A 15,671-nucleotide genomic window follows, 5' to 3' on the forward strand; every position below is an offset into this window, starting at 1 on the left:
ATATATTGAGAAATATATTCCAGTCTTGAGCTATAAAGTCTTTACATCTTATTATATGCTATTGTGATTTGAGCTTATACTACCATATATAATATAGCAACTCTCTTATCTAGAGAAGGGGATGAGCTTCCATACTATAGTTCGTGATGAAGTTTTGGAGTGGTTAAGAATGTAACATCTGGATTACGTTCTTGAACCCAACCCATTTGCCACTCATTGGAAATGAGGACTACGGTGCGATCTCGATTATCCTTGACAATCATCGCATTATCTACACCTTTTAAAGAAGCGATATCTACTTCACCATCGATCCAACGAGCAACACTGTATGGTAATGTATTATTTAATAAATCAACACCATATTCATTTTTTAAACGGTATTCCAGAACCTCGAATTGAAGCATACCTACAGCACCGACTACGAAGGAATCAAGAGCACCTGGTTGTTCAAAGATTTGAACAGCGCCTTCTTGTGCTAATTGCGTCATCCCTTTTTGGAACTGCTTACGCTTCATAGTATCTTTTGGCGATACGCGAGCAAAGAACTCTGGTGGGAATACAGGGAAGTCACCAAAGGTTACCTTGTGTTTTTGAGCACACAGTGTATCACCTACACCCATTGTACCAGCGTCAAAGACACCGATAATATCACCAGGATATGCATCTTCTACTATAGTACGTTCTGTAGCCAAAAACTGTTGAGGCTGAGATAGGCGAATCGTTTTGTTCGATTGTCGATGCAATACGGACATGCCTTTTTCAAATTTACCAGAGCAGATACGCATGAATACGATACGGTCATGGTGGTTAGGGTCCATATTGGCTTGAATTTTAAATACTAAAGCGGAGAAGTCTTCGCTTGTAGGTTGTACCATTTCTTCTACTGCTTGTCGTGGAGCAGGGGACGGAGCAAGTTCTAAGAATTTTTCTAAGAATGGCTTTACCCCAAAGTTAGTCATAGCAGAGCCGAAGAACATAGGTGTTAATTCGCCTGCACGAACCTTATCAAAATCGAATGGATCACCTGCAACATCTAATAATTCAATATCATCAAGTAATGCTTGGTATACATCATTACCTAATAATTCTTTCATACGAGGATCAGTCAAAGCTCCTTTTTCAGAGGCTAACTTTTCTTGACCATGTGTTTCATCTTTTGCGAATAGCTCGATAGTTTCGTGCTCTCTATCGTATACGCCTTTGTATTCACCGTTGATACCAATTGGCCAGTTCATAGGGCAAGTACGAATGCCAAGAACGTTTTCGATTTCTTCCATCAAGTCAAATGGGCTGCGACCGAAATGGTCAATTTTATTTACAAAGGTAAAGATAGGAATACCGCGTTCTTTAGAGACGGCAAATAGTTTTTTCGTTTGCGCTTCGACACCTTTTGCTACGTCAATCAACATGACAGCACTATCTGCAGCCATTAATGTACGGTATGTATCTTCGGAGAAATCTTGGTGGCCAGGGGTATCAAGGATATTGACACGACAGCCATCATAATCGAATTGTAATACGGAACTCGTTACAGAGATACCACGTTGCTTTTCGATTTCCATCCAGTCAGATACGGCGTGTTTTGCCGTTTTACGAGACTTAACGGACCCCGCCAAGTGAATAGCACCACCGTATAAAAGTAATTTTTCTGTTAATGTAGTTTTACCCGCATCCGGGTGAGATATGATAGCAAACGTACGACGACGTTGCACTTCTTCTAAAAATGCCATAGTTCACCTCTATTGTTTCGTTTGTAAAAGCCTTGTCTTATTATATAACTTTCACATCATTCATATCTTTAAAATTATACATGATTTTGGTAGTTATGACCACTAAATTGTAGTATAATGAGATTTCAAAGAGCGGCTTAGGGGAATAGCCGTTATTTTATGTTAAGGAGGGGACCATGCGGTTATTTATTGCGGAAAAGCCATCCATGGCTCGCGAAATTAGTAAGTGCTTGCCGGAAAATAAGAATATCCAAAAACGGAATGGCTACTTTATTCAAGGCGATGATGTGGTGACATGGGTTGTAGGTCACGTATTACATCAAGCAGAACCTGGTGATTACGATGATAAATATGTTCGCTGGCGCCCTCAAGATTTACCTATTGTGCCTGATGAGTGGAAATTATTGGTTACGGATAGTAGTCGTCAACAGTTTGAAACGGTGAAAGACCTTATCGGTAAAGCTGATATTATCGTTAACGCCGGTGACCCAGATAGGGAAGGGCAACTGTTAGTTGATGAGGTTTTATATTATGTAGGAAATACAAAACCTGTACAGCGTATTTTATTAAATGCATTGGACGAAAAATCTGTTCGTGCAGCTCTTAATGATTTGCGAGATAATAAAGACTTTCACAATCTATATCAATCTGCATTGGCCAGAGCGCGTGCAGACTGGCTTATTGGAATGAACCTATCTCGCGCATATACCTTATCTGAACGATATAAAGGTAATAAGGTAACATTACCTATAGGTCGTGTTAAGACTCCAACGTTAGCACTAGTAGTTCGTAGAGAACGTGAATTAGCCGCATTTAAACCGGTCGATTATTTTACACTAAAGGTTTTATATAACCATCCAAATGGTGTATTCTGGGCTACGTGGCAACCAACAGATGAACAAAAGGGGCTTGATCCAGATGGTCGTCTCATAAATAAGGCTATTGCAGATGAATTGGTCGAGCGCTTGCAAGCTGGTCCAGATGGTATTATTAAGGCGGTTACAAAATCCAAAAAGAAAGATGTACAACGCTTACCATTATCCTTGTCATCTTTACAGGTATTGGCTGGTAAAGCATTCTCCTATGATCCGCAAACTGTACTTGATACAGCTCAGAAATTATATGAGAAAAAGTTGACTACGTATCCTCGTTCTGATTGTGAATATTTACCACCAAATCAGTATGGTGATCGCAATGCTATCCTCAATAATTTGCAGAATGCTGGCGATGAAAGGTTAGCACAATGGGCTACAGATGCCGATCGTTCTATTAAGAGCCGCGCATGGAATGAAAAGAAAATTACCGCCCATCACGCAATTATTCCTACTACTGTAGCGTGTAATATGAATAGTTTGTCTCGTGAGGAGCGCAATATTTACTTCCTCATTAGTCAGGCTTATATTGCTCAATTCTATGGTGAGCACGTGTATGAACAAACTAAAATTGTAGTGGAACAATGTAAGGAAGAGTTTGTTGCTAATGGTCGTGTAGTTATAGACGAAGGATGGAAGTTGCTTTATAAACGACAAAAGTCCAAATCGATGACAGATAATGATGAACCTGATTTAACTGATGAACGTGGCGCAGAATCTGACTCTAAAAAAGAGGCTATTGAAGAAACGGATCATTTGCCGGCTGTTAAGAAAAATGATTCCGTTCTTTATACAGATTCCTCTGTAGAGGCGAAACAAACAAAACCACCATCTCGTTTTACACCATCTACATTGTTGCAAGCGATGAAGGAAATTCATAAATTTGTAAAAAACGAAGATTTGAAAAAACAGTTAAAGGCTGTATCTGGTATAGGCACAGAGGCGACTCGTGCTAATATTATTGACGAACTCATCAGTCGTGGTTTTATGAAAACTTCGGGGAAGAAGCAAGTTCTATCACCTACGGAAACAGGCTATCTTTTAGTAGATGCATTGCCTGATGAATTGTTGTATCCTGATGAAACGGCAGTTTGGGAAGAACGTTTGGCCCTCATGAGTGAAGGGGAGGATACATTGGATTCCTTCTTATCTGATCAAGTTAAGTTTTTACAGTTATTGATTGATAAGCTTGGCTTTGATAAACAGGTAAACTCTGGTCAAATGATGCCAAATGTAGTTCGCACGATAACGAATCAAAATCGTAAACGACCTATGGATAATGAAAATGTAGACTTATCTACTTTGCCTATATGTCCGAAATGTAATAAGGGACGTATGCAACAGCGTAATGGTAAATATGGTGCTTTTTTAGGTTGTACCAATTATCCAACTTGTAAACATACACAACCAATCGATGGAGAGACTTCAACTGGTGAAAGTAATATCATTCTATCTGAAGAAGAAAAGAAATATAAATGCCCACGATGTAAAGAAGGCTATTTTGTTAAACAAGAGGCGAGAGGACGAATTAACTGGGTTTGCAGTAATCGATCTCAATGTAAGACACAATGTTCTGATGTAAATGGCATGCCAAGTATTTATGCGAACAAATAAAAAAGACGCGTACAGATTAATCTGTACGCGTCTTTAGTTTTATCTGCGTTTACCGCGACGTCCAGTTTGAGATGTAGAGGTACGGCGTTGGCGTGTGTTAGCACCTTTGTGGCCACGAGCTTTATGAGCTTTAGCCTTTGTAGATTGATAGGAACTCGTAATCTTAGGCTTGCCAGAAGATTTTGCACGTTTTGGAGCAGCACTTGCATTACCTTTAGTTTTAATTTGTCCATCTTTAGTATATTTAGTAAGCGTTGCTTGGATGGCACGCTCAATACGTCGTAGCCAAGATTCATCCTGTGGCGTAGCAAATGTAACAGCTACACCAGAATTACCTGCACGACCAGTACGACCAATACGATGGATATAGTAATCTACGTCGCGTGGTACGTCGTAGTTATAAACATGTGTAATGCCTTCAATATCGATACCGCGAGCTGCAATATCTGTTGCTACTAAGATTTGTGTCTTAGCTTTTGCAAAATCGCGTAATATTTGAGTGCGGCGACCTTGTGTTAAATCGCCATGCATTTCAGCAATATTTAGGCCTGCAGCAGTTAACTCATAGGATAAGCGAACTGCACCTTCACGTTTATTACAGAAAACAATGGCCAAGAATGGATTGTCTTCTTCAATCATTTTGATGAGGCGTTCTGTTTTTTCTTCTGGATTTATCATGTATACACGTTGATCAATAGATTCTAATGTAACATGCTTACCTTCTGCTGTTACAGAGGCTGGTTTTGACATATAAGCTTTTGCAAGGTTTCTAATCTTATCTGGGATTGTTGCAGAGAATAGTAAAAGTTGTCTGTTAGCATCTGTTTGGCTGATGAGATTTTCGATATCCGGTAAGAACCCCATGTGGAGCATTTGATCGGCTTCATCGAGTACGACACGACGAATACAATCTAGGTGAAGTGAACCACGCTTAGCATGATCTAATAGACGGCCAGGCGTACCTAAGATAACTTGAGGGCGACGTCCTAATTGTTGTAGCTGTGCTTCAATCGTTTTGCCACCGATAAGAGGGAGGATATCCACATTTAAAATGGTACCTATTTCTTTTGCTTCGTCAGAAATTTGTTTCACTAGTTCTCGCGTAGGTGCAATGATAAGTACTTGTTCTTGATGCACATCTGTGTGCACCCGTTGAAGAATAGGTAATAAGAAGGCTAATGTTTTGCCTGTGCCTGTTTGAGCTTTTGCTATGACATCATTCCCTTTGAAAACTACAGGAATGGCTTGTTCTTGAATTGGAGTGGGCTCCTTGATACCTTGTTTTTGAAGGGCTTGAATGAGTTCATCGCAAACACCTAGAGATTTAAAAGATTTCATGGATCGTCCTTTCTATAATACATATTATATTAATTATACCTTATGCAGATAGGAGGGGCAAATAAATTGAATTGTTATAGCTAGACCACAGTAGTAGTGGGGGTGCGATAGACTATTTTAAATACATAGGTGTGAAATTATATTGAAGATCACAACTAGTTGATAATAAATCGATAAATAACGATGTGATGAATATTTATGAGAATGGAAAATATTAAAATATAAATGTTTAAAGAAATTTCAAAGTTATAAATGAGAATGATTAAATTATCAGTAATGATAATCTTAGTAGTGCTTCTTATTTGGTGGGGCAATTATGATTTGTGTTGGTTCATAAAAAGCTATACCCTAAAGGGTTTATTTTGATTAATGATAAAATAATTCTCATATTTAATATGAGAAAAAAATATATATATGACATAGAAAATAACCATAAAAATGATAATAATTGTTGAAATTAATGCTCGATTTGGTATAATATCTTAAGATATTAATACGCATTATTATTTGGTGTGTTTAATATGAGGTTGTTAGGTACAATAATTAGGAGGTGTCGTATGGCTATCAAAAAGTTAAAAGACATGAAACCAGGTGAGTCTGGTCTTATTGTTGCACTACATGGCAGTGGCAATGTTAAGCATCGTCTAATTGACATGGGTCTCGTACATGGTACAAAAATCCATGTTATGAAGTTTGCCCCTTTGGGTGATCCAGTGGAGATCAAAGTAAAAAACTTTGAATTAGCACTTCGTACAAGCGAAGCTGGCATGATTGATGTAGAGGTTCAATAGGAGGTTCACATGGCAGAAAAAGGGCAAATTCGTATTGCCTTAGCAGGTAACCCTAACTGTGGTAAAACGACAATGTTTAACAATATCACAGGGGCGAAGCAACACGTTGGTAACTATGCCGGCGTTACAGTAGAAAAAAAAGAAGGTTATACTAATTTTAATGGTCAAGAGCTATTATTTATTGACTTGCCAGGTACATATAGCTTAACAGCTCGTTCCTTGGATGAGTTAGTAGCTCGTAATGTTATCGTAAACGATAATCCAGATGTAATCGTAAACGTTCTTGATGCATCTAACTTGGAACGTAACTTGTATTTAGCGGCACAATTGTTGGAACTTGAAAAGCCAATGGTTATTGCTCTAAACATGTCTGACGTTGCTGAAGATATGGGCATTAAATACGACCTTAAAAAAATGGCTGAATTAACAGGTGCTACCATTGTTAGTACAGTAGGCCGTACAAATATTGGTACAAAAGAGTTGTTAGAAGCAACAATTAGCGTAGCTGCTTCTCAAAAAGCACCTGGTGTAACAGTTGACTATGGCGATTTACTAGAAGGCAAAATTGCTGAGCTTGTAGAAGAGCTTAAGAAATCTGGTACTGTTACATATCCACTTCGTTGGATTGCTATCAAGCTATTGGAAAAAGATGCTGATGTTATTGGTAAGGTTATGCGTTTTGATAATACAGAAGCTGTTATTCAAAAAGCTGAAGCTATTCGTGAGGAAATTAAAAATCAAGTTGATCTTGATATCGTATTCCAAGAATATCGTCACCGTTTTGCTGTAGAAGTATATAATACATGCTTAACACAAGCGCCAACAACATTGGAAACACGTTCTGATCGTTATGACAAAATTTTAACGCACCGTATTTGGGGTTTACCAATTTTTATGTTGGTTATGTGGTTATTGTTTAACTTCGTAAATACAGTTGGTGCTGTTCCACAAGGTTGGATTGAAGATGGCTTCACAGCATTGCAAGCATGGGTTGTAACTGCTATTCCAGAAGGTCAATTACAATCACTTATCTCTGATGGTATCATCGCCGGCGTAGGTGCGGTTCTTTCTTTCGTACCATTAATTCTATTATTATTCTTGGGCATCTCTTTCTTAGAAGATACTGGCTATATGGCGCGTGCGGCATTCGTTATTGACCGTGTAATGCGTGCTTGTGGTTTACATGGCAAATCCTTTATTCCATTGTTATTAGGCTTTGGTTGTTCCGTACCATCCGTAATGGGCGCTCGTATCCTTGATAACTATAAGGATCGAATGGTGACTATCTTGATTACACCATTTATGAGCTGTTCCGCTCGTTTGCCTGTATATACATTGTTTGCAGCAGCATTTTTCCCACCTGAATGGTCTGGTACTGTAGTATTTGGTGTATATGCATTAGGTATTGTATTTGGTATCATCTTTGCTAAAGTTTTCCGCAAATATTTATTCTCTGGTGAAGCTGAACCATTCGTAATGGAATTACCTCCATATCACTTGCCTACCTTAAAAGCAACTTTGATGCATATGTTTGAACGCGGTATTTTGTACCTCAAAAAAGCTGGTACATTTATCATGGCTGCATCTATCTTAGTATGGTTCATTACAGCGTATCCAATGGATGTTGAATACTCCAAAGATTATGATGCGTTGCATGATCAAGTAGCTCAAACATATGAAATGAAAGATGCAGAAACTTTGTCTCATTTTGGTATTACTACAGATGAACAAAAAGACCAAGTTAATGAAATCGTTGATAATATGAAATCTACCGTAGCAGATGCTACTTCAGCAGCAGAAAGTAATCAAGAACCTGCTCCTGAAGTTGCAGTAGAAGAAGATTCTGAAGCACCTGAACTATTTAATGATATTAAAGATGAAAATAAAGACTTGTTCCCTGCAGCATGGGCAATGTACAAAAACAGTGCTAACTTAGATGCAGAAAATCAAAAAATTGATGAAGAACAAAAATCTGAAAAATTAGAACAATCCTATGCTGCTATGTTTGGTAAAGCAATTAACCCAGTTCTTGAACCATTGGGCTTCGATTGGAAAATCGGTGTATCTCTTGTGGCTGGTTTAGCAGCTAAAGAAGTCGTTGTATCTACATTGGGTACTATTTATGCAGTAGGTGGTGATACAGATCATCCTCAAGCATTGACTGATTATTTACAAAATGACCCACACTTCACACCATTAATTGCATTAACATTGATGCTATTCGTACTAATCTATCCTCCATGTATCGCAGCTTTAGCTGTTATTAAACGTGAAACTGGTTCTTGGAAATGGATGTTGTTCATGTTCTGCTATGAAAATGCATTTGCATGGATTGCATGTTTCATCTTCTATAATATAGGTCGCGCATTAGGTTTCTAATCTAGAGTCGCTAAATAGGAGAGTTTAGCCACTTTTAGATTCTTTAAACAAAAATGAATTAGAAAAATGCGATTTTGTTATAAGTAATTTAAAAATAATACTTGATAATTATCAATATTCGTGGTTAAATGATAATGAGAAAAGGGAAATATCCTATAGATATTGCTTTTATCTTATTTATCACTAAGACACATATTATAATTTAGTAGATATTGAGAAAGAGGCATAATAATGGATAATCTTGTTATAGGACTCATAGTTGTATTAGCATTAGCTTATATCGGTACTAAAATTTATAAGCAAGTGTCTGGAAAAGGTGGTTGCGGCTGTGGCGGTGGCTCCGATTCTGGCTCTAAAAAATCTTCTGGTTGCGGTGGTAACTGCAGCTGTGATGGTTCCAATAAGGCATTAGGCATAAAACGTACCGCTAAGTAAGCTAATACGAATTCTGAATTTGATAGAGGGGTCTCTATAATGGGCTCCTCTTTTCAAATATAGTAATTAAATTTTTTATCATATTTAGTAGAAAGGAATATTATCATGTTCAACATCGATCAAAAAAATCTTAAAAACGCTAATTTATTCGCAGCAGGTCTTGCATTGGGTACTGTAGGTCTTAAAGTTTTAACTTCTAAAGATGCTAAAAAAGTATATGCTGGTATCGTAGCAGCTGGCCTTCGCGCTAAAGAAACTGTATTAGAAACAGCTGAAAAAGTACAAGCATCCGCATCTGATGTATTAGCAGAAGCTCAAGAAATCAACGAAGCACGCAACGAAGAAATCTTTGAAGAAAATAAATAATAGAAGGATTTAACTATGTTACAATTTTCTGTTGTACGAAAACTCAGAAATCGCTTGCATGTTAAGGTAACAGGTCATCGCTTTACAGAAGCTGAAGCTGCTTATGTAGAGGATACATTACTCCTTAATGATGCAATTGTAGATGTAACCTTCTACACTCGTAGCAGTCAAATCGCCATTAAACATACTGGCGATTCTGATGCTGTGCGTGATGCAGTTCTCGGTCTACGCGATTTAGATTTGTCCGAAGCACCTGCTTTGAACGAATATTCACCACGCTTGGTAAATAAAAAATATCGTGAAATGATGATCAACCGCACTGCACTTTACTTAGGTAAAAAAGCAGTGCTTCCTGCACCGATTGCGGCTGCATGGGCTTGGTTTGACGGTGTTAAATTTATCGGTAAAGCCATTAAAACATTGTGGCAACGTAAGTTAACAGTAGAAGTACTTGATGGCGTAGCTATTGGTGCTGCTTTACTTCAAAAAGACTACCCTACAGCTGGTGCTGTTATGTACCTATTGGGTATTGGCGATATCTTAGAAGAATGGACTCACCGTAAATCCGTATTGAATCTTGCTCAAAGCATGTCCTTGAACGTAGATAAAGTATGGGTTTTAGTTGATGACATTGAAGTTAGCAAGCCAGTTAACGAAGTTGTGGCAGGTGATAAAATCATTATTCGCCAAGGTGAAGTGATTCCATTGGATGGCGTCGTTATCGATGGTGTTGTTCTTGTTAATGAAAGCTCCATGACCGGTGAACCAGAAGCGGTTCGTCGCGATCAAGACAGTTCTGTATATGCAGGTACTGTTGTTGAAGACGGTAAAGCTATTGTAGAAGTACGTAGCACATCCAAAACATCTCGTTACGAAAAAATCGTTAACCTTATCGAAGAGTCTGAACAAATGAAATCCGGTATGGAACAACAAGCATACCGCATGGCTGATAAATTAGTTCCAATAAGCTTTATTGGTGCTGGTTTAACATACTTGTTGACTCGTAATGTGATGAAAGCATTGTCTTTCGTAATGGTTGACTTCTCTTGTGCTCTTAAATTATCCATTCCATTGGCAGTACTTTCCGCTATGCAAGAAGCATCTAAACGCGGTATCACTGTTAAAGGTGGTAAATTCTTAGAACAAATTGCACAAGCAGATATGATTGTATTCGATAAAACAGGTACTCTTACAAAAGCAGAACCTGAGTTTGAACAAATCATTCCATTTAATGGTCATGATGCAGATGAAATGTTAAAATTGGCTGCATGTATTGAGGAACATTTCCCTCATTCCATGGCAAAAGCAATTGTACGTGCTGCTAAGGATCATTCCTTGCCTCACAAGGAAATGCACTCCGACGTAGAATACGTTGTAGCTCATGGTATTGCATCTAAAGTAGGCCGCTACCGTGTACGCATTGGTAGTGCTCACTACATCTTTGATGATGAAAAAACAAAGATTCCTGCAGATGAACAAGAAAAGTTCAATAATTTACCAAATTCATCTTCCCATATTTATCTCGCTATTGGAGGTACACTAGCAGCGGTTATTTGTATTAAAGACCCTGTTCGTGAGGAAGCAAAACAAGTTATAGCTGATTTACATACATTGGGCATTAAAAAGGTTGTCATGATGACTGGCGACTCCAAACGTAATGCACAACGTGTGGCTGACGAACTCGGCATCGATGAATTGCATGCTGAAGTATTGCCAGAAGATAAAGCGGCTTATGTAAAACAAGCAAAAGCTGAAGGCTATACTGTTATGATGGTAGGGGATGGTATTAACGATTCCCCAGCAATTTCTGAAGCACATGTTGGTATCGCTATGAATGAAGGTGCACCAATCGCTCAAAAAATTGCAAATGTTACTATTTCTTCCGATCATCTACAAGCTCTTGTAGATTTACGCCGCATTTCTATGGCATTGATGAAACGCATCAAAGCAAATTACAATGGTATCGTTGGTTTCAATGGTGCTCTTGTAGGTGGTGGCGTACTCGGTATTATGCCGCCAAGCCAAACAGCATGGTTGCATAATCTATTCACATTGGGTATCGGCTTAGAAAGCATGACTCCATTGTTGAAGAAAGAAGAACAAAAGGAAACTGTTCCTACAATTGATGTAACAGCTGACTCTGTAGTGGCTTAATTAAAAACCTCCATATAAGGTATTTATTTACCTATATGGAGGTTTTTCTTTTTTGATGACATTTATCTATGATTATTGTAAAATACAAAGAGATTACATATCATAGGAGATCTTTATGAACACATTAATAGATATTTGTAAAAGATCCATCTACTTGAATATATTTATCGTAGTAATTCCTATTATTGCGTATATGATTCATAATGGATCGAGTGCGACAGTAGCACTTGCATGGTATTTGCTCTTATCGTTAATAATGCCTTGGGCATATTTATCGTTTAAAAGTAGTACCTTTGGCGAGGGTAAATCGATTAGCCGTATTGCCTATTTTATAAGTTGGATTATAATTCACGGTATTAGCTATAAAGGTATTTTTCTCGGTATAGATTTATCTATGTTATGGAGCTGGCCAACAGTTGGTCGAGATGTAGCTTTCTTAGTGGCTATGTATATTGGTGTTACTATTAGCTTGATTTTGGCATACGGTCTTACTCGTTTAGTAGGAGGCCGTAATGAATAAGAATTTCTGGTTATTCACCGTTGTCTGTGCTTTATTTGTAAGTGCTGTAACGACAGTTCTTTCCTTGAGTGGCGCATTAGCATTACCAATATTAGTATTCCCTGTATTATCTCTTGTAATACCTCTTATGGTACGAAGATTGAAGAATGCTAAATTTAACGATGACCTACCATTGAGTATGGGATATCATGCGTATAGTTGGGCTTGGTGGACTGTATTTTCATTTCTTCATACGCCCTTTAGCTTTACTGCAGATAATGGAATTGTAACAGCGTTACTTCTCTTCGTGGTGTATTTTATAGTTCAAGTACTTATTGAACTTTGTGGGTTGCTAGCTACTAAGTTTTTCAATCGAAATCATCGATGGGGAATGGTAGATGAAGCACTCGATATAATTGGATATACTATTCCAATTCCATTCTTATATATTGGTTCACTTCTCTATATTGATCTACAAGATCCAATGGTTTATTTCATGTATGCGTCATCTATGAATGTGAATATACTCTTTGCAGAATTGGTGTCGTTACTTATATCCTTATTGGTATTCGTATTCTATTTATATCCAAGAGAAATAGCCTATAAAGGTATACGATTATTTCGTATTGTTTTAACTGCTGGTTTATGGCTCGCTATGAATGCCCATATTTTATATGGTGGTTATATTCCAGAGTTTGTTTTATCTTTAGTTCCCACCGTTTTTCCAACGTATCAAGGTAATCCACTAGTGTTTGTTACCCCAACTTTGTTAGAAGCTGGTATGACAGGTGTAGCAGTGATTATAGGTGCATTGGTAGAGCGTGGTATTATTTCACGACGCCGTGAACGTATTTAATTTCTAGTTTCGACTTATATCCGTAAGGAATGAGAACGAAGGAGGATCTATGAACAACAATGAACGTCTAGTGGATGATAACTCAACTGTATCAATCCAAGGCAATGAAACGACTAACTCCGTTGAACGTAAAAAGGTTAAAAAAGAGAAAAAGAGTGGTATTACTATTCGTGAGCTTACCATTATTGGTTTGTTGGCGGGGATTACAATCGCATTAGGTGTATCTGGATATGGGATTATTCCATTGGGGCCTCTTAATGTGACAACTCTACATGTACCGACTTTGATCGGTGCTATTGTAGAGGGCCCTAAGGTAGGTGCCTTTGTAGGCTTTATCTTTGGTTGCTATAGCTTGTGGCAAAATATTACAGCACCTAATATTTTATCCCCACTATTCATTAATCCAATCATTTCTGTGTTACCACGTATACTTTTCCCTGTATTAGCATATTTAGTATACTTATTATTGTGGAAAGCACCTCAAGGTCCACGCATTCTTGTATCTGCATTTATGGGTACTGTATTCCATACAATTATGGTTATGGGACTTATCTTCTTGCTTTACGCAGATATGTTTGCTATTAAAATGAACCTAAGCCCAGAACAAGTATTAGGCTCTATTGTATTCTTATCTGTTACGCATGGTATTCCAGAAGCTGTTTTTGCAGCTGTTATCGTTACTCCAGTTGCATTGGCATTACGTAAGGTGTTGCGTAAGGATACTCCTAAGAAAGAAAAAACTGATGCTGTTACAAGCGCTGCAACAACAGTAGGAGCGGATGCAAATAAAACTACAGAAGTTAATAAAATAAAATCTGTAGAAGAAAACATAACTAAATAGTATTTTACAGGCTTTTCATAAATATGATAAAATAAATATCATTCGATAAGTATTGAGGAGGATAACCATGGCTAAACGTATTCGTACTATCAACACTGAATCCTTGCAAAAAACTGCTAAAACTGGCGGTTGTGGGGAATGTCAAACATCTTGCCAATCTGCTTGCAAAACAAGTTGCACAGTTGGTAACCAAGTTTGCAAACAAAAATAATAAAGAGGCTCGCTTAGCGGGCCTTTTTTATTTATGTGTATAATACATATTTTATATGGTATATCTTTATGACTCTTTTCATAACGTTTAGCGTGGAAATGTGGTACAATTATCTAGAAAGTTCTATATAGTAGAACTTTTACCATACATAATAATTGGAGGTACCATGTTAGAATTAAAACCAATGATCCATAAGTTTCGGATGAAGGATAACTATTACTGCTTAGATGTTAATAGTGGTATTATTCACGTTATCGACGAACTCATTGATAGAGTTCTTGACATATATGATGGCACTAATCGCGATGCAGTACATGCTGCATTAGATGCTAAAGAAGATGTAGTAGAACTTGATGAGATTATGGATGAGTTAGATGAGCTCATTAAAGCAGAGCAATTGTTTGCTCCCATGAGTACAGAGTTTAAACTTGTAGTAGGTGAAAAACCTATTGTTAAGGCATTATGCTTAAATATTGCTCATGATTGTAATTTAGCATGTAAATACTGTTTTGCCAGCCAAGGTGATTACGGCGGTGTAAAACGTGAATTAATGAGTTTTGATGTGGCGAAGCGTGCAGTGGACTTCCTCATTAAAATGAGCGGCCCTCGTCAACATTGTGAAATAGACTTCTTTGGTGGAGAACCTTTATTGAACTGGGATGTTGTTAAACAAACAGTTGAATATATTGAATCCATTCAAGAAAAGCACAATAAGATTTTTAAGCTTACATTGACTACAAACGGCATGCTGTTAACACAAGATAAAATCGACTATGTAAACGAACATAAGATGAGTCTTGTATTATCTTTGGATGGTCGTGAATCTGTACATAATGCGATGCGTCCTGTAGCTGGTAGTGGTGCGGAATCTTATAAATATATTGCTAAAAACCTTATTAATGCAGTAAAACAACGCCATGGCCTTGAATACTACGTACGTGGTACATATACACATAAAAACTTAGACTTTACAAAAGACGTTATGGCTATGTCTGATCTTGGCTTCGAACATTTATCCATGGAGCCTGTAGTAGGTGAAGAGGGGGACTATGTTCTTCGCGAAGAGGATTGGCCTGTATTGGAAAAAGAATATGAAAAATTAGCAGATATTTATTTACAACGTCAATTAGATGGTTGGGGTGAGAAGTTTAACTTCTTCCACTTCCGTATGGATTTGTACCGCGGTCCATGTATGGCTAAACGCCTTCGTGGTTGTGGTGCTGGTCACGAATATATGGCAATTGTTCCAAATGGCGATATTTACCCATGTCATCAATTCGTAGGTAAAGATGGATATGTGCTTGGCAATGTGTATGATGGATTACAAAATACAGAAATTCCTAAAGATTTCCGTAATACACATGTATTCTCTAAACCAACTTGTGCTGAATGTTGGGCGAAATTCTTCTGTTCCGGTGGCTGTCATGCTAATAATATTACATTAGGTGGCGATTTAGAAACACCTTATGAATTTGGCTGCCGCTTACAAAAGAAACGTATTGAATGCGCTATTATGATTCAAGCCGAGTTAGAACAAGCTGGCATTGATGGCAGTATTCCTGTAGCATTAGGTTAATAGCCATTA

At 37.7% G+C, this 15,671-nt stretch carries 13 protein-coding genes; 11 read left to right on the forward strand and 2 right to left on the reverse strand.

From position 1 onward, the window contains the following. Positions 1-134: 134 nt before the first annotated feature. Positions 135-1,730, reverse strand: coding sequence for a peptide chain release factor 3 (locus VCHSUH03_RS06330; protein WP_105094424.1), 1,596 nt, complete (start codon positions 1,728-1,730; stop codon positions 135-137). A gap of 176 nt (positions 1,731-1,906) precedes the next feature. Here VCHSUH03_RS06330 and VCHSUH03_RS06335 point away from each other — a divergent pair, with 176 nt between their 5' ends. After that, on the forward strand, positions 1,907-4,216 hold the full coding sequence (locus VCHSUH03_RS06335; RefSeq protein WP_105094425.1) for a DNA topoisomerase 3: 2,310 nt from the start codon (positions 1,907-1,909) through the stop codon (positions 4,214-4,216). Between the two features lie 39 nt (positions 4,217-4,255). On the opposite strand, the gene VCHSUH03_RS06340 is transcribed toward VCHSUH03_RS06335, so the two are convergent. After that, positions 4,256-5,554, reverse strand: coding sequence for a DEAD/DEAH box helicase (locus VCHSUH03_RS06340; protein WP_105094426.1), 1,299 nt, complete (start codon positions 5,552-5,554; stop codon positions 4,256-4,258). A gap of 557 nt (positions 5,555-6,111) precedes the next feature. Here VCHSUH03_RS06340 and VCHSUH03_RS06345 point away from each other — a divergent pair. The 10 genes from VCHSUH03_RS06345 to scfB all read left to right on the forward strand — a co-directional run bounded on the left by VCHSUH03_RS06345 (position 6,112) and on the right by scfB (position 15,662). Continuing rightward, positions 6,112-6,345, forward strand: a complete 234-nt coding sequence (locus VCHSUH03_RS06345) for a FeoA family protein (RefSeq protein WP_094028542.1) — start codon at positions 6,112-6,114, stop codon at positions 6,343-6,345. A 9-nt stretch (positions 6,346-6,354) separates the two neighbouring features. Further along, complete coding sequence (gene feoB / locus VCHSUH03_RS06350; protein ID WP_105085389.1) at positions 6,355-8,724, forward strand: ferrous iron transport protein B; 2,370 nt, start codon at positions 6,355-6,357, stop codon at positions 8,722-8,724. Positions 8,725-8,955: 231 nt separating this feature from the next. Next, positions 8,956-9,159: a FeoB-associated Cys-rich membrane protein gene (locus tag VCHSUH03_RS06355; protein WP_105085390.1), complete on the forward strand. Its 204-nt coding sequence runs from the start codon at positions 8,956-8,958 to the stop codon at positions 9,157-9,159. Between the two features lie 105 nt (positions 9,160-9,264). Next, entirely contained in the window at positions 9,265-9,525 is a 261-nt protein-coding gene (locus tag VCHSUH03_RS06360) for a DUF6110 family protein (protein WP_004697111.1), read from the forward strand. A gap of 15 nt (positions 9,526-9,540) precedes the next feature. Beyond that, complete coding sequence (locus tag VCHSUH03_RS06365) at positions 9,541-11,679, forward strand: heavy metal translocating P-type ATPase (RefSeq protein ID WP_105094427.1); 2,139 nt, start codon at positions 9,541-9,543, stop codon at positions 11,677-11,679. A gap of 115 nt (positions 11,680-11,794) precedes the next feature. Further along, positions 11,795-12,199 carry a hypothetical protein gene (locus tag VCHSUH03_RS06370; RefSeq protein WP_105085392.1) on the forward strand — a complete coding sequence of 135 codons (405 nt, stop codon included), beginning with the start codon at positions 11,795-11,797 and terminating at the stop codon, positions 12,197-12,199. Further along, the gene (locus VCHSUH03_RS06375) at positions 12,192-13,034 is read left to right on the forward strand and encodes a hypothetical protein (RefSeq protein WP_105094428.1); all 843 of its coding nucleotides are present in this window, start codon (positions 12,192-12,194) and stop codon (positions 13,032-13,034) included. The genes VCHSUH03_RS06370 and VCHSUH03_RS06375 overlap by 8 nt, the downstream gene beginning before the upstream one ends. A gap of 49 nt (positions 13,035-13,083) precedes the next feature. Continuing rightward, positions 13,084-13,875: an ECF transporter S component gene (locus tag VCHSUH03_RS06380; RefSeq protein ID WP_105094429.1), complete on the forward strand. Its 792-nt coding sequence runs from the start codon at positions 13,084-13,086 to the stop codon at positions 13,873-13,875. Positions 13,876-13,942: 67 nt separating this feature from the next. Then, positions 13,943-14,086, forward strand: coding sequence for a six-cysteine ranthipeptide SCIFF (gene scfA / locus VCHSUH03_RS06385; protein WP_004693318.1), 144 nt, complete (start codon positions 13,943-13,945; stop codon positions 14,084-14,086). Between the two features lie 166 nt (positions 14,087-14,252). Beyond that, positions 14,253-15,662 (forward strand): thioether cross-link-forming SCIFF peptide maturase, encoded by a 1,410-nt coding sequence (gene scfB / locus VCHSUH03_RS06390; RefSeq protein ID WP_105094430.1) that lies wholly within the window; start codon positions 14,253-14,255, stop codon positions 15,660-15,662. The last annotated feature ends 9 nt before the right edge of the window (positions 15,663-15,671 follow it).

It is taken from the genome of Veillonella infantium, assembly GCF_002959895.1.
Lineage (GTDB): Bacteria > Bacillota > Negativicutes > Veillonellales > Veillonellaceae > Veillonella > Veillonella infantium.